At 62.0% G+C, this 21,618-nt stretch carries 23 protein-coding genes; 11 read left to right on the top strand and 12 right to left on the bottom strand.

Going from position 1 to position 21,618, the window contains the following annotated elements:
• Positions 1-32 precede the first annotated feature (32 nt).
• On the top strand, positions 33-2,117 hold the full coding sequence (tkt, locus tag U5L73_RS03000) for a transketolase (protein WP_322560966.1): 2,085 nt from the start codon (positions 33-35) through the stop codon (positions 2,115-2,117).
• Positions 2,118-2,167: 50 nt separating this feature from the next.
• Complete coding sequence (gene gap, locus U5L73_RS03005) at positions 2,168-3,166, top strand: type I glyceraldehyde-3-phosphate dehydrogenase (RefSeq protein ID WP_322560967.1); 999 nt, start codon at positions 2,168-2,170, stop codon at positions 3,164-3,166.
• 69 nt (positions 3,167-3,235) lie between these two features.
• On the opposite strand, the gene U5L73_RS03010 is transcribed toward gap, so the two are convergent.
• Positions 3,236-3,940 carry a Crp/Fnr family transcriptional regulator gene (locus U5L73_RS03010; RefSeq protein ID WP_322560968.1) on the bottom strand — a complete coding sequence of 235 codons (705 nt, stop codon included), beginning with the start codon at positions 3,938-3,940 and terminating at the stop codon, positions 3,236-3,238.
• A gap of 106 nt (positions 3,941-4,046) precedes the next feature.
• On the opposite strand from U5L73_RS03010, the gene U5L73_RS03015 reads away from it, so the two are divergent.
• The 3 genes from U5L73_RS03015 to rarD are packed head-to-tail and all read left to right on the top strand — an operon-like array spanning position 4,047 to position 6,322.
• A complete protein-coding gene (locus U5L73_RS03015) occupies positions 4,047-4,568 on the top strand; it encodes a DUF962 domain-containing protein (RefSeq protein WP_322560969.1) in 522 nt (173 codons plus the stop codon).
• Positions 4,565-5,422: a bile acid:sodium symporter family protein gene (locus U5L73_RS03020; protein ID WP_322560970.1), complete on the top strand. Its 858-nt coding sequence runs from the start codon at positions 4,565-4,567 to the stop codon at positions 5,420-5,422. The genes U5L73_RS03015 and U5L73_RS03020 overlap by 4 nt, the downstream gene beginning before the upstream one ends.
• Positions 5,423-5,431: 9 nt before the next feature.
• The gene (gene rarD, locus U5L73_RS03025; RefSeq protein ID WP_322560971.1) at positions 5,432-6,322 is read left to right on the top strand and encodes an EamA family transporter RarD; all 891 of its coding nucleotides are present in this window, start codon (positions 5,432-5,434) and stop codon (positions 6,320-6,322) included.
• Here rarD and U5L73_RS03030 read toward each other — a convergent pair.
• From U5L73_RS03030 to U5L73_RS03045, 4 genes are all read right to left on the bottom strand, one after another.
• Positions 6,319-7,869 carry a Wzy polymerase domain-containing protein gene (locus tag U5L73_RS03030; protein ID WP_322560972.1) on the bottom strand — a complete coding sequence of 517 codons (1,551 nt, stop codon included), beginning with the start codon at positions 7,867-7,869 and terminating at the stop codon, positions 6,319-6,321. The genes rarD and U5L73_RS03030 overlap by 4 nt on opposite strands.
• Before the next feature lie 3 nt (positions 7,870-7,872).
• The gene (locus tag U5L73_RS03035) at positions 7,873-8,277 is read right to left on the bottom strand and encodes a 5-carboxymethyl-2-hydroxymuconate isomerase (protein ID WP_322560973.1); all 405 of its coding nucleotides are present in this window, start codon (positions 8,275-8,277) and stop codon (positions 7,873-7,875) included.
• Between the two features lie 83 nt (positions 8,278-8,360).
• Positions 8,361-9,149 carry a tRNA-uridine aminocarboxypropyltransferase gene (locus U5L73_RS03040; protein ID WP_322560974.1) on the bottom strand — a complete coding sequence of 263 codons (789 nt, stop codon included), beginning with the start codon at positions 9,147-9,149 and terminating at the stop codon, positions 8,361-8,363.
• The gene (locus tag U5L73_RS03045) at positions 9,142-9,639 is read right to left on the bottom strand and encodes a MarR family winged helix-turn-helix transcriptional regulator (RefSeq protein WP_322560975.1); all 498 of its coding nucleotides are present in this window, start codon (positions 9,637-9,639) and stop codon (positions 9,142-9,144) included. The genes U5L73_RS03040 and U5L73_RS03045 overlap by 8 nt, the downstream gene beginning before the upstream one ends.
• Before the next feature lie 69 nt (positions 9,640-9,708).
• Between U5L73_RS03045 and U5L73_RS03050 the strand changes: the two genes are divergently transcribed.
• From U5L73_RS03050 to U5L73_RS03060, 3 genes are all read left to right on the top strand, one after another.
• Positions 9,709-10,158 carry a DUF2798 domain-containing protein gene (locus U5L73_RS03050; RefSeq protein ID WP_322560976.1) on the top strand — a complete coding sequence of 150 codons (450 nt, stop codon included), beginning with the start codon at positions 9,709-9,711 and terminating at the stop codon, positions 10,156-10,158.
• Positions 10,159-10,220: 62 nt separating this feature from the next.
• Positions 10,221-12,203 carry an ATP-binding protein gene (locus tag U5L73_RS03055; RefSeq protein ID WP_322560977.1) on the top strand — a complete coding sequence of 661 codons (1,983 nt, stop codon included), beginning with the start codon at positions 10,221-10,223 and terminating at the stop codon, positions 12,201-12,203.
• A gap of 78 nt (positions 12,204-12,281) precedes the next feature.
• Entirely contained in the window at positions 12,282-12,965 is a 684-nt protein-coding gene (locus tag U5L73_RS03060) for a dienelactone hydrolase family protein (RefSeq protein ID WP_416221274.1), read from the top strand.
• A 25-nt stretch (positions 12,966-12,990) separates the two neighbouring features.
• On the opposite strand, the gene U5L73_RS03065 is transcribed toward U5L73_RS03060, so the two are convergent.
• The 4 genes from U5L73_RS03065 to U5L73_RS03080 form a co-directional block, all read right to left on the bottom strand.
• Positions 12,991-13,527, bottom strand: a complete 537-nt coding sequence (locus U5L73_RS03065) for a restriction endonuclease (RefSeq protein ID WP_322560979.1) — start codon at positions 13,525-13,527, stop codon at positions 12,991-12,993.
• A 165-nt stretch (positions 13,528-13,692) separates the two neighbouring features.
• Positions 13,693-14,052, bottom strand: a complete 360-nt coding sequence (locus U5L73_RS03070) for a hypothetical protein (protein ID WP_322560980.1) — start codon at positions 14,050-14,052, stop codon at positions 13,693-13,695.
• A gap of 229 nt (positions 14,053-14,281) precedes the next feature.
• Positions 14,282-15,151: a PA4780 family RIO1-like protein kinase gene (locus U5L73_RS03075; protein WP_322560981.1), complete on the bottom strand. Its 870-nt coding sequence runs from the start codon at positions 15,149-15,151 to the stop codon at positions 14,282-14,284.
• Between the two features lie 58 nt (positions 15,152-15,209).
• Positions 15,210-15,461: a hypothetical protein gene (locus U5L73_RS03080; RefSeq protein ID WP_313874753.1), complete on the bottom strand. Its 252-nt coding sequence runs from the start codon at positions 15,459-15,461 to the stop codon at positions 15,210-15,212.
• Between the two features lie 137 nt (positions 15,462-15,598).
• Here U5L73_RS03080 and yjjJ point away from each other — a divergent pair, with 137 nt between their 5' ends.
• Entirely contained in the window at positions 15,599-16,978 is a 1,380-nt protein-coding gene (gene yjjJ, locus U5L73_RS03085) for a type II toxin-antitoxin system HipA family toxin YjjJ (protein ID WP_322560982.1), read from the top strand.
• Positions 16,979-17,234: 256 nt separating this feature from the next.
• Positions 17,235-18,617 (top strand): homoserine dehydrogenase, encoded by a 1,383-nt coding sequence (locus U5L73_RS03090; protein WP_322560983.1) that lies wholly within the window; start codon positions 17,235-17,237, stop codon positions 18,615-18,617.
• A 73-nt stretch (positions 18,618-18,690) separates the two neighbouring features.
• On the opposite strand, the gene U5L73_RS03095 is transcribed toward U5L73_RS03090, so the two are convergent.
• Positions 18,691-19,086, bottom strand: coding sequence for a VOC family protein (locus U5L73_RS03095; protein WP_322560984.1), 396 nt, complete (start codon positions 19,084-19,086; stop codon positions 18,691-18,693).
• Between the two features lie 115 nt (positions 19,087-19,201).
• The gene (locus U5L73_RS03100; protein WP_322560985.1) at positions 19,202-19,582 is read right to left on the bottom strand and encodes a VOC family protein; all 381 of its coding nucleotides are present in this window, start codon (positions 19,580-19,582) and stop codon (positions 19,202-19,204) included.
• A gap of 71 nt (positions 19,583-19,653) precedes the next feature.
• Here U5L73_RS03100 and U5L73_RS03105 point away from each other — a divergent pair, with 71 nt between their 5' ends.
• On the top strand, positions 19,654-20,121 hold the full coding sequence (locus U5L73_RS03105; protein WP_322560986.1) for a CreA family protein: 468 nt from the start codon (positions 19,654-19,656) through the stop codon (positions 20,119-20,121).
• Between the two features lie 6 nt (positions 20,122-20,127).
• On the opposite strand, the gene U5L73_RS03110 is transcribed toward U5L73_RS03105, so the two are convergent.
• Positions 20,128-21,522, bottom strand: a complete 1,395-nt coding sequence (locus U5L73_RS03110; RefSeq protein WP_322560987.1) for a Fic family protein — start codon at positions 21,520-21,522, stop codon at positions 20,128-20,130.
• Positions 21,523-21,618 lie beyond the last annotated feature (96 nt).

Here is a 21,618-nt window from a genome sequence, read left to right on the forward strand (position 1 = left end):
GTTTCTCAACCTTACCCTTGGAGCTGCCCTCAATGGCCCCCACCCCCAACACCCAAGATATGGCAAATGCCATTCGCGCACTGTCCATGGACGCTGTGCAGCAAGCCAATTCCGGCCATCCCGGCGCCCCCATGGGCATGGCCGACATGGCAGTGGCATTGTGGGGTGAGCACCTCCGTCACAACCCCGCCAACCCGAACTGGGCGAACCGCGACCGCTTCATCCTGTCCAACGGCCACGGCTCCATGCTGATCTATGCGCTGCTGCACCTGACCGGCTACAAGCTGCCCATCAACGAACTCAAGAACTTCCGCCAACTGCACAGCAAGACTGCGGGCCACCCCGAGTTCGGCATCACCCCCGGTGTGGAAACCACCACCGGCCCCTTGGGTCAGGGCATCACCAACGCCGTGGGCTTTGCATTGGCAGAAAAGCTGCTGGCCAAAGAATTCAACCGCAAGGTCGTTGACGTGGACCACACCATCGTGGACCACCACACCTATGTGTTCATGGGCGACGGCTGCCTGATGGAAGGTATCAGCCACGAAGCCGCCGCACTGGCCGGCGCCTGGAAGTTGGGCAAGCTGATTGCGCTTTACGACGACAACGGCATCTCCATCGACGGCCAAGTGGCTCCTTGGTTCATCGACAACACCGCTCAGCGTTTTGTGGCCTACGGCTGGATCGTGATCGGCCCTGTAGATGGTCACGATGCTGTTGCTGTATCTGCTGCCATTGCACAAGCCAAGGCCGGCACCGACAACCGCCCCACCTTGATCATCAGCAAGACCCACATCGGCAAAGGCAGCCCCAACCGCGCCAATACCTCCAAGGCCCACGGCGAGCCTTTGGGCGCAGAAGAAATCAAGCTCACCCGTGAGTCCATCGGCTGGAGCCACGCACCCTTCGTGATCCCCAAAGAAGTCTATGCAGACTGGGACGCCAAGGAAAAAGGCAAGGCCGCAGAAGCTGCGTGGAACGACAAGTTCGCCGCCTACAAAGCAGCCTTCCCTGAGTTGGCCAAAGAGTTCGTGCGCCGCATGAAGGGCGAGCTGCCCAAGAAGTTTGTGCAGACCGCCGTGGACACCGTGATCGCCGCCCACCAAAAGGGCGAGACCGTGGCCAGCCGTAAGGCGAGCCAGCTGGCGCTGGAATCGTTCACCGCAGCCCTGCCCGAAATGCTGGGCGGCTCTGCCGACCTGACCGGCTCCAACCTGACCAACACCAAGAGCACACCCAACCTGCGCTTCGACGCATTGACCGGCGACGTGGTGACCAACGAAGCCGGCCAGGGCGGCCGCCACATCAACTACGGTGTGCGCGAATTCGGCATGGCCGCCATCATGAACGGTGTGGCCCTGCACGGTGGCTTCATCCCCTACGGCGGCACTTTCCTGACCTTCAGCGACTACAGCCGCAACGCCATCCGCATGGCTGCGCTGATGAAGCTGCGCGTGGTGCACGTGTTCACCCACGACTCTATCGGTCTGGGCGAAGACGGCCCCACCCACCAGTCCATCGAGCACGCGGCTTCCTTGCGTCTGATCCCCAACCTGGACGTCTGGCGCCCCGCAGACACGGCTGAAACTGCCGTGGCATGGACCGTGGCCCTGCAGAACAAGTCCAAGCCCACTGCGCTGCTCTTGAGCCGCCAGAACATCGCCTACATCGCCAAGTGCGATTCCGCAGTGGCGCCTGATGCCTCCGGCATCGACTCCATCAGCAAGGGCGCCTATGTGCTGTCTGAGCCAGCAGACGCTGGCATCAAGAAAAAGGCCCAAGCCGTGATCATCGCCACCGGTTCCGAAGTGCAGTTGGCGATTGCCGCGCAAAAGGTGCTGGCCGAGCGCAAGATCGCGGTGCGCGTGGTCTCCATGCCCTCCACCACCACCTTTGACCTGCAAAGCACCGAGTACAAGTCCAGCGTATTGCCGGCCGGCGTGCCCCGCATTGCGGTGGAAATGGGCTCCACCGGTGGCTGGTGGAAGTACGGCACAGCCGCTGTGGTTGGTCTGGACACCTACGGTGAATCCGCCCCCGCACCGGTGCTGTTCAAGCACTTTGGCTTTACGCCTGAGAACGTGGCGGACACCGTCGAAAAAGTGCTGCGCAAGTAAGTCACCCTAGTTTTTGAGTCCGACAATTTTTTAATTGAAGAGAGAAGCAAATGGCAATCAAAGTAGGTATCAATGGTTTCGGTCGCATCGGCCGTATGGTGTTCCGCGCAGCGGTGCAAAACTTCAACGACATCGAAATCGTCGGCATCAACGACTTGTTGGAGCCTGACTACCTGGCCTACATGCTGCAGTACGACAGCGTGCACGGCCGCTTCAAGGGCGAAGTGTCTGTCGACAACGGTGTGTTGATTGTCAATGGCAAGAAAATCCGCCTGACCCAGGAGCGCGACCCCGCGAACCTGAAGTGGTCTGACGTCGGTGCCGACATCGTGGTCGAGTCCACCGGCCTGTTCCTGACCAAGGAAACTGCCCAGAAGCACATCGATGCGGGCGCCAAGAAGGTCATTCTGTCTGCGCCTTCCAAAGACGACACCCCCATGTTCGTGTTTGGTGTGAACGACAAGACCTACGCCGGCCAAGCCATCATCTCCAACGCGTCCTGCACCACCAACTGCCTGGCTCCCCTGGCGAAGGTGATCAATGACAAGTTCGGCATCAAGCGCGGCCTGATGACCACCGTGCACGCTGCTACTGCGACCCAGAAGACCGTGGACGGCCCATCCAACAAAGACTGGCGCGGCGGCCGCGGCATTCTGGAAAACATCATTCCTTCCAGCACTGGCGCAGCCAAGGCCGTGGGTGTGGTGATTCCTGAGCTGAACAAGAAGCTGACCGGCATGGCGTTCCGCGTGCCCACCAGCGATGTGTCCGTGGTTGACCTGACTGTCGAGCTGAATACCTCTGCCACCATTGCCGAAATCAACGCTGAGTTGAAGGCCCAGTCCGAAGGCGCTTTGAAGGGCGTGTTGGGTTACACCGAAGACAAAGTGGTTGCCACCGATTTCCGTGGCGACAGCCGCACTTCCATCTACGACGCAGAAGCCTCCATCGCGTTGGACGGCACTTTCGTCAAGTTGGTGAGCTGGTACGACAACGAATGGGGTTACTCCAACAAGGTGTTGGAAATGGCTCGCGTTGTTTCGAAGTAAAACACGCCTCCTCAAGCAAGCAAAACGCGCCTTCGGGCGCGTTTTTTTATGGGCGGGTGGTCGGCCGCTCTACTCGCATTCCGCGCGCAGCGCCTGCAGGTCCAGCAGCTCAATAGAGCCGCGTTGCGCCTGCAGCACCCCACGGGCTTTGAAGTCACGCAGGATCTGGTTGGTGGTCTGGCGTGACACGCCGATCATCAAGGCCAGTTGTTCCTGGGTAACCGTCAGCACCCGCAAGGTGCGGTCGCGTTCGTTGGCTTGGCCATAGCTCAGGGCCATGGTCAGCAGGCGTCGCGCCAGGCGTTGGGGCGCAGGGAGCACGGTTTGTTCCTCCATGCTCACAAAGGCCAGGCGCAGCTTGTCGGCCATCAGCACGGCTAGGTCACGCCAATGCGCGGGATGCTGGGTGAGCCATGCGAGCAATTCGTCATGCGGAATATGCAGCAGGGTGCAGGCTTCGGCCGCATGGGCGTCGTGGGTGCGGGCGGATCCGTCAAACACCGAGATTTCGCCGAACCATTGTGGTGGCGACAGCAGTACCAGTACTGCTTCCCGGGCCGCATCGCCTTCGCCGCTGTGGCCGGAAATGCGGATGGTGCCGCGCACCACCGCATAGAGCCCGCAAGGCGCAGTCTCCCGCAAAAACAGCTTCTCGCCGGCTTGCAGGTAGCGTATCCGGGCCATAGCCAACAGGCCTTGGGCAAAGCCCGGTGGCAACTGGGCAAACCAGCGACCGCTACGCAGCATGGGTAGAAAACTCGAGATATCGGGCATGGCGTCGGCGCTAGGGCTTTCACTGGGTGGGTGGTTTTGTGTCGGGTACTTGACAGACGGCAAGCATACCTGCGCCCATGATCCCCCCACAGCCAAGGAGACCCCTATGAAAACCCTCACCGACCACCTGACCCAATACGCGGCCTATCACGAGAATGGCCGCAACATCGCCACCCACTTTGTGGGTATCCCGATGATTGTTCTGGCCGTCACGATTTTGTTATCCCGACCCCAGTGGTCTGCCGCCGGGCTGCACCTCAACCCTGCTGTGTTGGTGGCCTTGGGGTCCACCTGGTTTTACACCCGCCTCGATGCACGTTTTGGTGTCGTCATGGCGGTGCTGTTGGCTGCAGCGCTGGCGGCCAGCCAATGGTTTGCGGCGCAGAGCACCGGTGTCTGGTTGGGCTGGGGCATTGGCTTGTTTGTGGTGGGCTGGGCGTTCCAGTTTGTGGGCCATTACTACGAGGGCAAGAAACCGGCCTTTGTGGATGACCTGATCGGCTTGCTGGTGGGTCCGCTTTTCCTCGTGGCCGAGGTGGCGTTTCACTTGAACATGCGCACCGAGGTGCGCGATGAAATCCGTCGCCGCTTAGGCGCGACCCCCGCTGCTACCGGCCTGGCAGCATGAGTTTCACCGCTGCGCTGCCCACCTTGTTGCTACTGGCGCTCGCGTTGGTGATGTTCGGCTTAGGTTTGTCATTAACCGTTCGGGATTTTGCCCGCTTGCGTGAGCACCCGCGCGCCGTCTTGCTGGCCCTCGTATTGCAAATGGTGGCACTGCCGGCAGTGGCGGTCGCGCTGATCGTGCTGTTGGGCGTTCAGCCGATCTACGCGGTGGGTCTGATGTTGCTGGCGGCCTCTCCGGGCGGGGTGTCGGCGAATCTGTTCAGCCACCTGTTTGGCGGCAATGTGGCGATGAATATTTCGCTCACCGCCATCAACACGGTGCTCTCCATCGTCAGCCTTCCTCTCATTGCGAATTGGGCGATTGCTACGTATTTGCAAACCGGCCAAGTAGTCCCCTTGCAATTCGGCAAGGTGCTCGAGGTGGTGGGTGTAGTGATGGTGCCTGTGCTCATCGGCATGGTGGTGCGGCGCCGCCAGCCCGGCTTTAGCGAACGCATGGGGTCGCCCATGAAGGCCTTCAGCGCGGTGGTGCTGGCTGCGTTCTCGTGGATTGCCATCGTCAAAGAGTGGAGCGCACTCACCGCATCCATCAACAGCCTTGGCCCTGTGGTGTTGGCCTTCAACCTCGCCAGCTTGCTGGTCGGCTACTACCTGTCACGGGCAGCGGGGCTTGCCAAGCCGCTGGCCACGGCGGTGAGTTTTGAGATCGGTATCCACAACTCCACCTTGGCGATTTTTGTGGCGTTATCGGTCTTGGGCAATCTGCAACTGGGTCTGCCAGCTGCGATTTACTCGGTGAGCATGTACCTGACTGCAACGGCGTTCGGATTTTTGGTGCTGCGCCGGGGCGGGTAAGCTCGTCGGATGCAAATCGGCGTCCTGTATGCGGCCCTGGCCTATCTGGCTTGGGGCCTTTTCCCACTTTATTTCAAGCAACTCTCCGCCATCCCCGCCCTGGAGGTGGTGATGCACCGCACTGTCTGGTGCATGGTCCTGTTGCTGGCGGTGTTGGCCATGCGTCGCCAGTGGGCATGGTTGGGCGCGGTGTGGCGCACCCCTCAAGTGATGGGGGCGTTTGCCCTCTCGGCCGTGCTGCTGGGGGTGAACTGGCTGGTGTACGTGTGGGCGGTGCAAAACGGCCATGTGCTCGACGCCAGCTTGGGTTATTTCATTCTGCCGCTGGTCAACGTGGGGCTGGGCTTTGTGTTTTTGCACGAGCGCCCGCGCCCTGGTCAATGGATCGCGGTGGCTGTGGCGGCCGCCGGCGTGCTCTGGCTGGCACTGCTCTCGGGCCATGTGCCGTGGGTGGCGCTGGTGTTGGCGGTCACTTTCGGGTTCTATGGCTTGTTGCGCAAAGTGGGCGCTTTGGGCGCATTGGAAGGCCTCACGCTGGAGACGTTGGTGCTCGCACCGGTAGCGGGCGGCCTGCTGCTGTGGTGGGGCCTGCACGGCCAGGGCGCCTTGGTCCAGGGCAGTGCGTCGGATATCGGTTGGCTGCTGCTGGCCGGCCCGTTTACCGCGGTGCCCTTGCTCTTGTTTGCAGCCGGTGCGCGCCGGGTGTCCATGGCCACCATGGGCATCCTGCAATACATCTCCCCCAGCCTGCAACTGCTGATTGGTGTGTGGCTTTATGGCGAACCCTTCGAGGCGGCCCGGGCCATCGGCTTTTGCCTGATCTGGGCCGCCTTGGGGGTGTACAGCCTCGAGGGCTGGTGGTTCAGCCGCTGGGTCGCAACAGAGCGCAAGGCAGGCTAGCGCGACGGGTAGAGCACTTTGCCCCGCTCGCGGATGTGGGCGGTCAGCGGGCTCTCCAAGCCCAGCAGGGCCGCACTTTCCAGCAGCACCTCAATCACCCTCGGTTCGGGCGAGTAGTGCATGGTTTGCAGCGCAGCGGTGTACAGAGCGCGAGCTGTCTCAGGCGTTACCGGTGTGGTGGTTACATACGCAAACTGCACTGCGCTGCGAAACAGCACCGCGTCTTTGACTTTTTCGTAGGTGTTGTCTTTCAGCTCAGGGCTGCGCGCCTGGGGATGTATATAAAGCTGACTCACCCGCGAATACTCCCAGCCGGTGAAGGCCGTGATGGCAATCAATGCGCCCGCCAGACCACAGGCCACCAAACGAAGACCGTTTCGTTGCAGGCCGCTCCCTTGCTGGCGCTGCGGAGTGCACAACATGCCTATCGCCAACAGGACCGCAACCTGAAACGGCCCGTACCACAGGGGGTACTCCAGCAGGCTATGCAGCCCGATCACCAGCAGCACACCCCAGGCCAACTGGGTAGTAGGGTGCTGTGCGCGCCACGGCTTGGCGCGGGCCGGCAAAACCAGCGCGCCACCACACAGCAGGGTCGCAGCCGGCAGCCCCAGCTCCACCGCCAATTGCAAGGGCAGGTTGTGCGCGTTGTCCAGAATTTCACTGAACCGCGCACCGGTATAGGGGTGCATGAAATGGGCAAACTTCAGCTCTCCCCAGCCCCAGCCGGTCCATGGATGCACGCTGATCAGCTCAATCACATTCGCCCACAGAATCATGCGGCTTTGAGAGCCTGCGTCTTCTGAAAAACGCGCCAGGGCATTGGTAGGTACTTGCCCGGTCAGGGCTTGCAGTGCAAACGGCAGCGCTACGTTGGCCGCAAGGTAGGCCGCCAGCGCCCACAGGCCCAAGCGCCAAGCGGTGCCCTTGGCCGCGTTGGTGCTGCTGCGGCTCCAGAACCACGCCACCGCAGCGATCAATATCCACTGCAAGGCACCCGTGCGGGAGCTGCTGGCTGCGTTGCCCCCGGCCAGCAATAACACTGCAGCCCCCAGCGCTGCCGTGCGCAAGGCTGGCATGGCCAGTGGTGCCGCAACTGCCGGCCTGTGTGCCAACCACAGCAGGCTCAGCAAGCCGATGGAGGTGAGTGTGGCGAGCTGGTTGCGCTGGCGCAGGTTGGCGAATGCCGTGCCTTGGGTTGTCTGCATGATCCAGTCCGACCAGCTGGGGTCCACCGCCCCAAAGAATTGCAGCCAAGCCATGCCGGTGCTGAGCAGGGCAGCGAGCAGCCAGCCCCAGGCCACAGTGGCGACCAGCGCGTAGCGGGACATCCGGTACCCGCCTATCACCCATACCAGCAAAAACAACGCGCAGCAGCCCACCGTGCCCAAGCGCTGGAGCATGTCAGGGTTAGGTCCCCAGGACAGCGGGCTGACCCAGGGTAAGGCAATCGCCGCCAGCATCAAGCCGATGGTGAGCTGCACCTTCACGATGTGTGTGAGGTCGGGGGCAGCCGGTGACAGTGCGGGGTGTGGTGGCAGCGCCATGCCTCAGGCCTTGCTAAACAGGGGGTGCAGGGTGCTGTGCTTGCCGTCAAACACTTCGTGGCCTTCATCGATCTGCACCGTGATCCCTAAGGGTTTGCTGGCCAACACCGCCGCCAGATAGGTGCCAGCAGTGGCCTTGAGGGTCTCGCCCATTTGCTGGTGCACCACCGGGCTGCGGCCCTTGGCCATGCGCAGGTTCATGTACACAAAACCGTAGTCGCCCTTGCCGTCGGCCACAGCGCTGTGCGCAGCCGGGTAGGCCAGCACGCGGGTACCACCAGTGGGGAAGACTTGTTTGCCGCTCTCGTCGCGCTGGGCGAGCATGGTGTCGCACAAACTGCGACACAGGCCGGACATATCGGCCTCACGGTCGAGATTCGCGGTGTACAAAACAACCAAGTGCGGCATGGCGGGGCTCTCCGGGTTTTAGAGTCAAATCGGCCTCTAGCGCAGGTTTTAAGTGCGCGAGTAGCTATCAAAACAGGAGCGGATTATCCACCGGCCGGCACAGCTTCTTGCGCCAAGTGTTGTAACGCGAGGTGCGCCGGTGTGTCGAGGTGCGGGGGGAGCTGGTGCTTGGCCTGCAAATAGTGGTGGGTGTACACCTCTAGCCAAGCCTCCAGCGCCCGGGCGGCACGGGTCTCGCCGGCCAGTTCGAGGCACAAGGCCCCCACTTCACTGGTGCAAAAGTGGTCTTCTCTGCGGCTACGGCGCAACTGGTAGCGCGAGATCTGCTCGGGCTGCAAGCTGAGCACCGGGAACCGGTCGAGGTAAGGGCTCTTGCGGAACATCTTGCGCGCTTCCGGCCAGGTGGCGTCTAGCAAGATAAACAGGGGTCGCTTGGCAGACACGGCGTCTGCCCCCTCCGGCACCAATGCCGGCGGTGGCAAGGTGTTCATCACCCGCCCCGGCGTCACAAACTCGCCGGGGAATACCACCACCGGCAGCCACTGCGGGTCTGCCAGCAGGGCTAGTAAGGCGGGGTCGACCTCGGTGCGCGCCCAGCCGAAGGCATAAGTGTCAGCCACCACATCGGCAATCAGCCACCCCGTGTTGCTGGGTTTGAGGGGCTCAATGTCCGCCATGATCAGGCACACTCCAGCGCGCGCCTGCACTCGGGGCTGTAATGCGCAAATGCAGTGCGCCGGGTTGATGCGGCAGCCCGGGCAGCGCTCCCCCTTCATACCGCCGCGCGCCAGGAACGGCTTACTGCTGCGGGCCAGGCGTGCAGCGCGCAGGCGCGAGACCGCGTGGGGTTCTGCGGGAACCGGCTTATGCATGGGGTTCCCATCCGTCCATGCGAGCTTGCACCGTCTGCAAGACTGCAAACAAAGACGCGGCCTCCGCCTCGCCCAGCGCGCCAAACAGGTCTTCGGCCAGTGTGGCCTCCAGGGCCAGAAACCAGGCACTTTTCTGTTCCCCCTCGGGCGTCAGGCTCAGGCGCCACACCCGACGGTCCCGCTCATCGGGGGTGCGCACCAGCAGTTGCCGGTCTTCCAGCTCGCGGATCAGGCGGGCCATTTGGCCCTTGTCCCGCCCCATCGACTGCACCAGTTGTTGCTGGGTCGCCCCGGGACTACGCTGGCACAGGCACAGCGCGTGCAAGTGCAGCGGGCCTAGGCCCTGCTCAATGTCGGCAGCCAGCATGCGGGCCTTGAGGATTTGCTGCGCCTGGCCTGAGGCCGTCATAAACGCGACAAATGTGGCGACTGTCAGCCGGGTCTCGGCGGGGGTAGAGCGGGTCGGTGGGGAAGGCGGTGCGGTTGGCATGGCGCTACATGGTTGACTTTATCAACCAATATTTCTACAATGTTGATATTGTCAACTATTAACGCTTACATGCCTACTTCTGCCTTCCGCAAAATTCCACCGCCCGTTCTCATCCTGCCTGTGATCGCTTTGTTGCTCAGCGCCTTCATGACCTGGGCCAATGCCGCAGTTGGTGCCCCGTTTGCAGCGCTATGGGCGCGCAACTTCGCGACCTGCCTGGTGATGCTGCCACTGATTTTGCTGGGCATCGCACAACTAGAAAAGCTCGTAGCCCTGGTTGCGCCTGATCTCAGCCCGTTGTGGGGCAAAGTGGTGGTGTCGTTGCTCAGCTCATTGGCCATTGAAAGTCTGTTGGCGCTGGTCATCTCGCTAATCAACAGCCCTTGGGACGCCACTTTGCCGCTCTACTGGTGGAAGGCCTTCAGCCGCTCGCTGCCTATCGGGCTGCTGATCGGTTTTTTCATGGGTTTCTATATGAAACCCAAGCTCGACGCTATGCGCCGCGCACGCCAGAGTTAGCCAGTAAACGCACAAAGGCGACACACGCCTTTGGTGGCTGTTCCGCCATAATCAGACGCATGGTGAATCCACGAACCAGGCGTATTTCGAGCGGCTACTTGTTTTTGGTGGCGCTGCTTTTGTTGGCCTTGGTGCTGGGCTATCTGGTCGTTCGCAACACGGTGCAAAAAACCGTAGACCATCAGGCGCTCTCGATTGCACAGGTAGTCGCCAGCCAAGCCGCTTCCGCCCGCACGGTCTATTCCCGCGAGATTGCCGAAAAATTGCGCCGTGACGGCTCTGGCCCCAGTGAAAACTTTCTCACCATGCCCGGCCATGTGCCGATTCCAGCGCAGTTCTTGAAACAAATGGCGCAAGCCGCCAGCCAGAACACCGATAACCTGTTTGCCTACCGCCCCGTCAGCAAATGGAATCTGGACCCCGGCCAGGGCCTGAACGACGACTTTCTGCGCTGGGCCTGGCCACAGCTCGAAACCCAGGAAAAATCTGCCCCGCCAGACCTAGTGCAATGGCGTGTCATCAGCCGTATCGACGAGCAAGACGGTATCCGGGTGCTGCGCTACCTCAAGGCCGACCCCGCCTCCGACATGTCGTGCGTGGCATGCCACAACGCCTACGAAAAGCGCCCCGACATCCTGGCCCGCCGCACCGCAGAGGGCATCACCCCCGGCAAGCAATGGAAGCAAAACGAGCTCTTGGGCGCCCTCTACGTCACGGTGCCGCTGGACAAGGCCGAGCTGGTCGCCAAAAGCTACGTCACTGACGCCACCTTCTTTTTCGGCCTGATTCTGGTCGCCTCGGTGATCGCCATGATGGCCTATAAAACCCGCACCGAGCGGGAGCTGCGTCAAGCCAAGCGCGCCGCCGAGCAGGCCAACAATGCCAAAAGCGAGTTCCTGGCCAACATGAGCCACGAGATCCGCACCCCGATGATCGGGGTCATCGGCATGACCGAGCTCGCACTCGACACCGACCTCTCTCCTCAACAGCGCGACTACCTCAGCACGGTCAAAGGCTCGGCGCAGACCCTGATGGTCATCCTGAATGACCTGCTCGACTTCTCCAAGATCGAAGCCGGCAAACTGCATATTGAGCACATCGACTTCTCGGTGCTGGAAACCCTCAACGACATCTTGCGCCCCCTCATCGCTCGGGCAGAGGCCAAGAACATCGCACTCGAATACCTCTGGCCCACCAACGTGCCCACCGTGTTGCGTGGCGACCCTGGCCGCATCCGCCAAGTGCTAAGCAACCTGGTGGACAACGCGATCAAGTTCACCTCGGAGGGGCAGATCCGCGTCACGCTCCGTTCCACCCGTCTGCCCAGTGGCACGGTTGAGCTGCAGTTTGCGGTGAGCGATACCGGCATCGGCATGTCGGCAGATACTCAAAAACACATTTTTGAGTCCTTCAGCCAGGCCGATGCGTCTACCACCCGGGGCTTTGGCGGCACCGGGCTGGGCTTGAGCATCTGCAAAAACCTCGTCGAGCTCATGGGCGGTGGCATCTGGGTCGAGAGCGCGCCCTCCATGGGCAGCACCTTCTATTTCACGGTGCCGCTGCAGCCCGCCCAGCAGGGCCCGGCGGTGGTCTACACCCCCGAAGTGTCTGCGCCACCCGTGGCTAACCCGCCTGCAAATCCGCCGCTTACACCCCCATGGGGCCCCTGCCGTATCTTGCTGGTGGAAGACCACCCCATCAACCAGAAACTGGCCATCACTCTTTTGACCAAATGGCGCTACGAAGTGGTGCTCGCCGAAAATGGGCAAGAGGGCCTCGACCTGTTCAAGGGCAGTCACTGGGACTTGGTGCTGATGGATGTCCAAATGCCCGTCATGGGCGGCCTTGAGGCGACCCGCGCCATGCGCGCGTGGGAGCGCCAGGAACAGCGGCCCCGCACCCCCATCATCGCCATGACCGCCAACGCAATGGACCGCGACCGCGCCGACTGCCTCGAAGCCGGCATGGACGAGCACCTCGCCAAGCCCTACAAGGTCGAAATGCTGCGCATCCTGCTTGCGCGTTTCCTACTCTGGTCTGAATAACCTGCGCTGCGGCCAGGTGACGATGCCGCGGTAACAATGCGGCATCGTTTTTACACAGCAGGAGCAGCAATGGGAACCATGGTTGAATTCAAGCGCCCCGACGGCAAAGCCGTGCAAGGCTATCTGGCCGTACCGGCCCACGCAGCCAACGCCCCGGCCATCGTGGTCATCCAGGAGTGGTGGGGCCTGAACGACCAGATCCGTGGCGTGGCCGACCGGCTGGCCTTGGCCGGCTTTCAGGCATTGGTGCCAGACTTGTACCGGGGCAAATCCACTGTGGAGGCCGAAGAGGCCCACCACCTCATGACGGGTCTTGACTTTGGCGACGCTGCCAGCCAAGACATCACAGGTGCAGTGCAGTTTATGAAAACCCGCGCCCCCAAGGTCGGCCTCACCGGCTACTGCATGGGCGGCGCGCTCACACTTTTGGGCGTGACCCAATCGCCGGATATCGATGCGGCAGTCGTCTGGTACGGCTGCCCGCCGCTCGACTACATCGACGCCAGCAAAATCAAGGCGCCCTTGCAAGGCCACTGGGCTACCCAGGACGAGTTCTTCAAAATCGACACTGTAGATGCGCTAGAGGCCAAACTCACCAGCGCCGGTGTCGGCTTTGAGTTTCACCGCTATCTAGCCCACCACGCGTTTGCCAATGAGACGGCGGTCGGCTCCGGGCGTATCCCCGCCACTCAGTACGACCCGGTCTGGGCGCAGCAAGCGTGGGACCGTACCTTGCACTTCTTTGGCAAACACCTGGGCTAAGCCCGCAGCTGAAGCGCTGTGTGCCTCAAAGCCCCAGTTGGATAGCTTTTTCTTTGGCGTATCTGGCTGCTTGCGGGCTCACAGAGCCCAAGCACACATAAACCGCGAAGTCTGCACCTAGTGCTTCTTTCTGGGCTACCAAAGCTTCGAGCGGCTCCACCCCATGGGTGGCCGCTTTGTAGCGCTTGGCAGCGACCACGGTGACCTGTCCTGCCTTTTCCAAACGGAAGTCGGCCGCACTCCCCGAGGCGTTGGCCCCCAAACGCGTCACGCGGTATCCCTGGCGGACAAATTTAGTCTCTAACTCTGCCGAAAACTCCCGCCAAGACAAGCCAGCCAAGCGCGTTGTTTCGGCCTCGATGGCCGCTGCAGACGGCGTGTTCCATTGCCGTTTAAGAGCTATGGCCGCGATCACCAAGAACGGAAACGCCCCCATGACGCCAAAGACCACCAAGTCCTTTGGCATCAGTGCGGCGCACACGGCGCTGATGGCGCCTGCAATCAAAACGCTGTACCACCACGGGTTGCGCAACAAGATCGCAAACAGTGAGTTGGGGGCCATTTTGTATTTCATCGGCGCGTTCTTCGTGAGGGGTTTGTATTGTGGGGCGCCATGCGCCTGCCCGGAGCAAAGCGCTCAAGCCTGTCATAGCAACCCCAGATTAAACCGCACCGCACAAAGCCATCATGGGTGCTGCAGTCTCTGTGGACTCACAACACCAGCTGATTAGCCCTCGAAGCCGGAGATGAGAGCCAACATATTGGTCTTGCTGGACTTCTGTGCGGCGGTCATTTCGTTAACCACGTCCTGGCGGGACTTGGTCGACACGGGCTTGGCAAACGCCTTAGGGCTGGTCAACTCTGTGAACTCCACAGGAGCAGTGTCCACGTTCTTCACCAGCATCTCAGCGCGCACTTGAACGCGGGTCTTGTCGCTGGCAACACGTGCGAACGCTTGGGGGCTGATCAAGTCGCTGTAAGCGAAATTCTGCACGGACGAAGCGGTCGTGCTGGGAGCTGCCATAGCGGAGGAAGCAGCCAAAGCGCAAATAGCGATAGCGATAGAAGAAGTAAATGTTTTAGTCATGATGAAGTTCCTTTCCAAGTGATTGAATTGGCTGCGGCGGTCAAACACCGTCTGAACAGCATCGATGGGGCGTTTAGTGAAGTTGCGTCTCGTCGATGGGATGAATTGTGCAATTTCTATTTAGGAATAGAAACCGTCTAAATGGAAATGCATAGTTGCTGATTTCGCAACAAATGGCGCCAACTGACCCATCGCAATCGGTGCGCGCTAGGCCTGCGGGTGGGTTTTGCTAACCCCCGGCCATGCGCAGCCGGCGTGCGGCGTCTTCGGCGCGGGCGTCGTCGATCTCGCGCAGCACCGCCAGCATGTCCACATCGGCGTGTTGGCGCTCGTAGCGGCCTGTGAGCGGCGTGTCGTTGGCCAACATACCGGCCTGGTACATGCTCCAAATCTCGGGGCCGTATTCGGTGGCAAGCAGCTCGGGCGCAAACTGCCCGAAAAAATCCCGCAGGTTGCCCACATCGCGCATCAGCATGCGCTGGGCGTGGTTGTTACCCGCCGCATCCACCGCCTGTGGCAGGTCAATGATGACCGGCACATCCGCCCCGCCCGCTTCCACGCCGGTGTTCGCCAGCAAGATGTTGAACTCCGACAAATCCCCGTGCACCACCCCCGCGCACAACATGCGCACCACCTCGCCGATCAGCGTGGCGTGGTGGGTGAGGGCTTGTTCGGGCGTAAAGGCCACATCGTTCAGGCGTGGCGCGGCGTCGCCATGGGCGTCGGTGACCAGCTCCATGAGCAGCACGCCATCGTGAAAGTTATAGGGTTGCGGCACCCGCACACCCGCTGCAGCCAGGCGGTAGAGCGCGTCTACCTCGGCGCTTTGCCAAGCGGCTTCTTGCTCCTGGCGGCCAAACTTGCTGCCCTTGGCCATGGCCCGGGCGGAGCGTGAGTTTTTGACCCTGCGGTTCTCGGTGTAGTCCACCGCTTGGCGAAAGCTGCGGTGGGTGGCCTCTTTGTAAATTTTGGCGCACAAGGTGTGCTCACCGTTGCGCACCACAAACACCATGGCTTCCTTGCCGCTCATGAGCTGGCGCACCACAGTGTCGATGAGGCCTTCTTCCATCAGGGACTGGAGGCGGGGGGGAGCTTTCATCTACCGATTGTGACCGCCCCCGCCAAGCCCGTCTGAACCGTGCGGGCTGAAAGGCGCTTTAGCGCGAGGGCAGCGACCATCCGGCCTGCTGGTTATTCTTGTCGTTTTCGTAATCCCAGGTGCTGGCGCAGCGGTCGCAGCGCCAGCGGGTGATGGTCACCGGCTTGCCGCCGCGCTCTTCTTTCCAGTTTTGGGTTTGCACTAGTTCGGCGTGGCCGGGGGCACGGCGCCAGTTGCGTTGGATGCCGCGGCAGGGTTCGCAGAGTGCGGCTTCGCGGGCTTCGGCCGCGGCTTTGTATTTGTCAGTCATGCGCCCGATTGTCGCTGGCCTTGCGCCGGGTGCCAATGACAGCCACCTGCACTGCAGGATAAATCTATGCAGATAAACGCCTAAGCACCTGATTTAAATAGGTTTTATGGAGAATAAATCTATTCATATAATCATTCATGCCTGCCGCTAGCGACCTTTCTCACACCATCGTGCAAGCCTTGCGCCGCCAGGGCGGGGCGCTCAGCAGCGCCGAGCTGCAAGCGGTGTTGCAGGTGAGCCAGCCCACGGTGTCGCGCGCACTCGAGCCGCTCATTCAGTCGGGCGAGGTGCAAAAAGTGGGTGCCGCCCGCAAGCAACGCTACGTGCTGCCCCGCACCGTGCGCGATGTCGGTCGCAGTGTGCCGGTCATGCGCATCAACGCCCACGGCCAGCCCAGCCCCTTTGGCCGCATGGTGCCGCTCGCCAGTGGCGCCGTGTGGGTGGACGAGGAAGACGGCCTCAGTGCCCGCTTTGATGGCCTGCCCTGGTTTCTGGACGACATGCGCCCTCAAGGCTTCATGGGCCGCACCTTTGCCAGCACCCACCCCGAGCTCCAACTCGGCAACGACCCCCGCTTCTGGAGCGATGACGACGTCTTGCGCGCCCTCGCCCTGTGTGGCGACGACCTGCCCGGCAACCTGGTGGTAGGCGAAGCGGCGTTTGCCCGCTTCCACACCCTGCCGCAACGCGCCAGTCGTGTGGCATCGCCTGCGGACTACCCCGCCTTGGCCGAAGCCGCCATGCAAGGCAGCATCGGCGGCTCATCCGCCGGTGGTGAGCAGCCCAAGTTCTGCACTATCGTGCAAGGCGATGCAGCCGCGCCCGGCACCGCAGCGGGCGACGGTGCCCGCCATGTGCTGGTCAAGTTTTCACCGGCAGGTGATGCCCCCACCGACCAGCGCACCCGCGACCTGCTGGTGTGCGAGCACCTGGCTTTGCAAACCCTGGCCAGCGCAGGCATTGCTGCTGCGGCCAGCCGCATCAGCACTGCGGCGGGCCGGGTGTTTCTCGAGGTCGAGCGCTTTGACCGCACGCCCCTAGGCCCCGCCAATCCGCTGGGGCTGGGCCGCATCGGCATGGTGTCGCTGATGATGTACGACGCCGAATACGTTGGCGCCATGGACAACTGGGGCGCCACGGCCAACCGCATGCAAGAACGCCAGCTGCTGCGCCCCGCCGACGCGCGCACCCTGCGTCTGCTCGAGGCCTTTGGCGTTTTGATTGCCAACACCGACCGGCACTACGGAAACATCTCTTTGCTGCTTGAAGACGACGACTGGGTCTTGGCCCCCGCCTACGACATGCTCCCCATGCTCTATGCCCCTGTAGGCGGCGAAGTGGTGCCCCGCAGTCTTGCCGACCGCCCCTTGCAGCCCACCGCCGCCATCCTGGCGGAATGGCCGCAAGCCCTGGCATTGGCCCGCAGCTTTTGGAGTGCTGCCGCGCAAGACGCCCGCATCTCCGGCGGCTTCCGGGCGCTTTGCGCTGGCAATCTGGCGCACATCAGTACCCTGTGAGGCGGTTTTGATTTGCTCCGCGCGGAGCAATTTGCCTGTGCTATGCTCCGGCCCATGTTGTGCCCTTTTTGCTTGAACCCCCACCGCGCTTTGGCGCGTGCCCACACGGGCGAGGCAGCGGTACGCAGCATTACCACCATTACCACCACGGCCACCTGAGTCGTGCAGGTGGCCGTTCCGGCTGCCACCTGGTGTACCTCCCGCAGAGCGAACCGGCCCCGGCAGCCGGGCCCGCAACTGTTCCGGAAGACACCTTATGTACCAAGACCACTTCTCCCTCTCTGCCAGCAGCCCGGCCGGCAACGCGCCGCCTGTTGCGCCCGCCCCCTTGCGCATAGGCCTGCTTGGGCTGGGCACGGTGGGCGGCGGCACCTATGCGGTGCTCCAGCGCAATGCCGCCGTTATTGCCGCCCGCGCCGGCCGCCGGATCGAGGTGCGCATGGTGGCCGTGCGCAACCTGGCGCGTGCCCGCACCGTGCTGGGCGAGCAGCCGGGCACCCCGCTGCTGACCGACAACCCGCAGGCCCTGGTCTGCAGCCCCGAGGTCGATGTGGTGGTCGAGGTCATGGGCGGCACCGGGCTGGCCCGCAGCGTGGTACTGCAAGCGATTGCGCACGGCAAGCACATCGTCACCGCCAACAAGGCTTTGCTCGCCGAGCACGGCGCCGAAATCTTTGCCGCCGCCCAAGCCCGTGGCGTGGTGGTGGCCTACGAGGGTGCGGTGGCGGTCAGCATCCCGATCATCAAGGCGCTGCGCGAGGGCCTGACCGCCAACCGCATCGAGTGGGTGGCTGGCATCATCAACGGCACCAGCAACTTCATTTTGTCGGCCATGCGCGAGCGGGGGCTGGGCTTTGCCGCCGCGCTGGCCGAGGCCCAAGCCCTGGGCTACGCCGAGGCCGACCCCACCTTGGATGTGCAAGGCACCGATGCCGCGCACAAGCTCAGCCTGCTGGCGGCCAACGCCTTTGGCACGTTGCCGCAATACCCGCAAGTGCAGGTGCAAGGCATTTCCGGTCTGGACGCGGCCGACGTCACCTTTGCCGAGCAACTGGGCTACCGCCTCAAGCTGCTGGGCATTGCCAAGCGCCATGGCAGCGGGCTAGAGCTGCGGGTGCACCCCACCTTGCTGCCGGAGAGCCACTTGCTCGCACAGGTGCATGGCAGTATGAATGCGGTCATGGTCAAGAGCGATGCGGCGGGTATCACTTTGTATTACGGCGCCGGGGCTGGGGCCGAGCCAACCGGCTCGGCAGTCATTGCCGACCTGGTAGACCTGGCCCGCAGTGCCAGCCTGTCGCCTGCCCAGCGGGTGCCCGCACTCGGCTTTGCCAGCGGAGTGCAGCCTGGCCTGCAGGTGGTAGGCGCAGACGATGTGGAGAGCGCTTTTTATGTGCGCCTGGACCTGAGCCGCCCGGACGCTACCGTGCCCCGTGTGTTGCAGCAGCTGGCCGCTGACGGCGTGCAGGTGCAGCGCATGGCGCAGCACCCCCACCCCAGCGACCCCGAATTGCGCTGCCTGGTGCTGCTAACCGCCCCGCTGGCCTTGCGCACCTTGCGCCCCGCCTTGCAAGCGGTCGAGGCCTGGCCCACCGTGCTGGGCTACGCCAGCGTGCTGCGGGTAGAGAGCTTGGCTTGAAACCGTGTTTAAGAGCCAAAAAGCCCGCTAGCCCAATAATTCATTGCGCAAGCAGCTATAAAAAATGTAGCAATTACACCTTGGGCGGGCGAAACAGCGCGCAGATTTTGTTGCCGTCCGGGTCGCGCAGGTAGGCCAGATACAGCTGGCCCGAGGCGGCGGTGCGCCAGCCCGGTGGGTCTTCGCAAGTGGTGCCGCCGTTGGCTACACCGGCCGCGTGAAACGCATCGGCCTGCTCAGTGCTGCTCATGGCAAAACCGATGGTGCTGCCGTTACCGGCAGTGGCCGGCTCGCCATTGATGGGGGTGGTAATGCCAAACAGGCCCGTGGCCGTGCGGTAAAAGTAGCGCCCGGCCTCGCCGTTGTGGTTGTGCACACCGGGCTTAATGCCTAGGGCGCCCAAGAGCGCGTCATAAAACGTGCGCGAGGCTTCAAGATCGTTAACACCAAGGATGACGTGACTGAACATGGGGGCTCCTTTGTTGTGTGCCATGGCCGAGCTGAGTTCTACCAGAAAGCCTCGGAACCCAGCGCACCTGCGGGACTGCCCACCCCGGCACTGCCTTGGCGCGACTCGAACAAGCTCAGCCCATGGGGGTGCACAGCTCCACCAAAAAGCCGTTGATGTCGGCCACATAAGCGATCGTCTGGCCCCAAGGCATCACCTCCAGGGGGCGCATGGGTGTGGCGCCAGCAGCTATGGCGCGCTCCAGCGCGGCGGCCACATCGGGCGTGCACAGCGCAATCTCAAAGCAGGGCGCCGTGGGGCTGGCCGCTTGCGGGTTCTTGCCCAGCTGTTGCATCAGGCGGTGGGCTGAAAACGCCAGCGTGGTGCTGCCCGTCTCCAGCTCTCCGTAGTCGCCACCCTCGTGCAAAAAGCGGGTAGTGAGCCCAAAGGCCGCTTCGTAAAACTTGAGCGTGGCAGGCACGTCGGGGACGTAGAGGATGGTGTAGCCGAGCTGCATGGCAAGTCTCCCTAGGGTTTGTAATGGGCACACAATGAAGCACCGCCTCATTTTTACCAAGGGAGATTTTTATGAAAAAAACACTAGCCGCCTTGCTGCTCAGCAGCCTTGCGCTGGCTGCCAGCGCCGAAACCGTGGGCACTGTCAGCACTACTTTCAAACTGCTCAGCCCCAACGACAAAGTGGTGGTTGATGTGTTTGACGACCCAGTCGTCAACGGCGTGGCCTGCTACCTGTCGCACGCCAAAACCGGCGGCTACGCCGGTGCGCTGGGCTTGGCAGAAGACACGTCTGATGCCTCAGTCGCCTGCCGTCAGGTGGGCCCCATTAGCTTCAAAGAAAAGGTCGACAAGCAAGACGAAGTCTTCAAGGCCAGCGCCTCTTTCTTGTTCAAACACGTGCGCGTGGTGCGCATGGTGGACGCGAAGCGCAACACCCTCGTCTACCTGTCGTACTCCGACAAAATCATCGACGGCAGCCCCAAAAACAGCGTGACCGCGGTGCCAGTGCCGGCGGAGCTGCCTATTCCGGTGAAGTAACAAGCATCAACCTGCACCGCTGTGCAGGTCTTGCCACGCGGCAAGCTCCAAGGGTCTGATGCCGAAACGCACCGCATTCCCAGCGTGCAAGGCGGCGAACTCTTCTAAAACCAGTTGTGTGAAGTGGGCCTTGTCCGCTACAGCGACCGTGGCGGGCACTCTGGCATTCACAGCCGCAGCGGTGGCAGCCTCGTTGTTTTTGACGATGGCAGCTACTACCTCGCTCAAGATCTGGCGATAGCGCAGGCGAAATATGTCGGGCGGCACCAGGTTTTGCTTGACTGCCACATACTGCTGGCATGAACGCTCATAGGCCCACACAAACACGTCACGCAGCAGCTCAAAGCGGTTGAGCTCATACACACCGATCATGGCGTCCACATAGGCCGACTGCGGAACGTCTATGAACGACAAAGGGCACAGGTTATGGCGAATCAGCGGTATGTTGGCTGCCAATCTAGAGGTGCGTTTGTTCACATCCTCAAAGGGCTGCAGATAAGGCAAGTGCACCATCAGAAAAAACGCCTGCTCAAACGGGTCGTCAATCTGCGCCGCCATTTGCATCACGATGCCAAACAGCTCCTCCAGCCGCTGGGGTAGGGCGACCGGCAAATACACACTGCCACCAATCTCTACCGCCCGACGGCGCAAACGCCCTACCGCAGTGGCGTCCGCCATCAAGCCGTCGGACAAAAAGGCGTGCAAAGCAATGATGCAGTCGGGTGTTAGCTGGGCGTGGGCCGGGTCAAGCACTAAGTATTCAATGGCCTGCTTGTGGTTGAGGATCATCTGGGTTTCCAGCGCATCTTTACCCTCAGCGGCTTGGCCCAACTCGATAAGCCGTTCGGTGTCGAGCCTGCTGTAGGTGTTGCCTTCCAGTTGTGACGACGCCCACGACAAATCAATCAACAAGCGGTTGAGGATATCGCGCGCAAAGGTGCCAGCAGGGGTGTGCCCGTTGCTAGCGCTACCCATGGTGTGCAATTGATCTCGCAAACTTTGCGGTAAATAAGCCGTGTGATTGGGGTGGTACTGCTCCAGAAACGACAGCTGGTAGCCCACGGGCGGGCGCTTGGTGCGGGGCTGCCGCACGAACGCTTTGATTGCTTCACCCTCTGGTGAGGTTGGCACGTAGGGCCCCCCAGCTGCCTCCACCACTGCCATAGGCGCCTGTAAGGTTGCAACCGCCTGCACAACCCGCACATAGCGCACTGCCCGTGCCTCCCCTTGCATCAGAACCTGCCCCTGCGCCACCAACGTGGCCAGCCGGCGCTGCAAGGTACGCCGCTTCATGCTGTCGCCCAAGGCTTGGGTTATGGCCTCTATCCCCCAACCATCGGGCTGCGCAGCAATCAGGGCGAGCAGTTGATCCAGCTCGGCTTGGGGCGTCATACGTGGCATGTGTTCTGGCTCCTGGTGGAATTGCGCCAGTATCGCGCCACATGAAGTGGCGCGCAAGAAGTATTGCGCCACTTCATGTGGCGCATAACTGGCGCA

Source organism: Rhodoferax sp. (genome assembly GCF_034520025.1).
Taxonomy (GTDB): domain Bacteria; phylum Pseudomonadota; class Gammaproteobacteria; order Burkholderiales; family Burkholderiaceae_C; genus Allorhodoferax.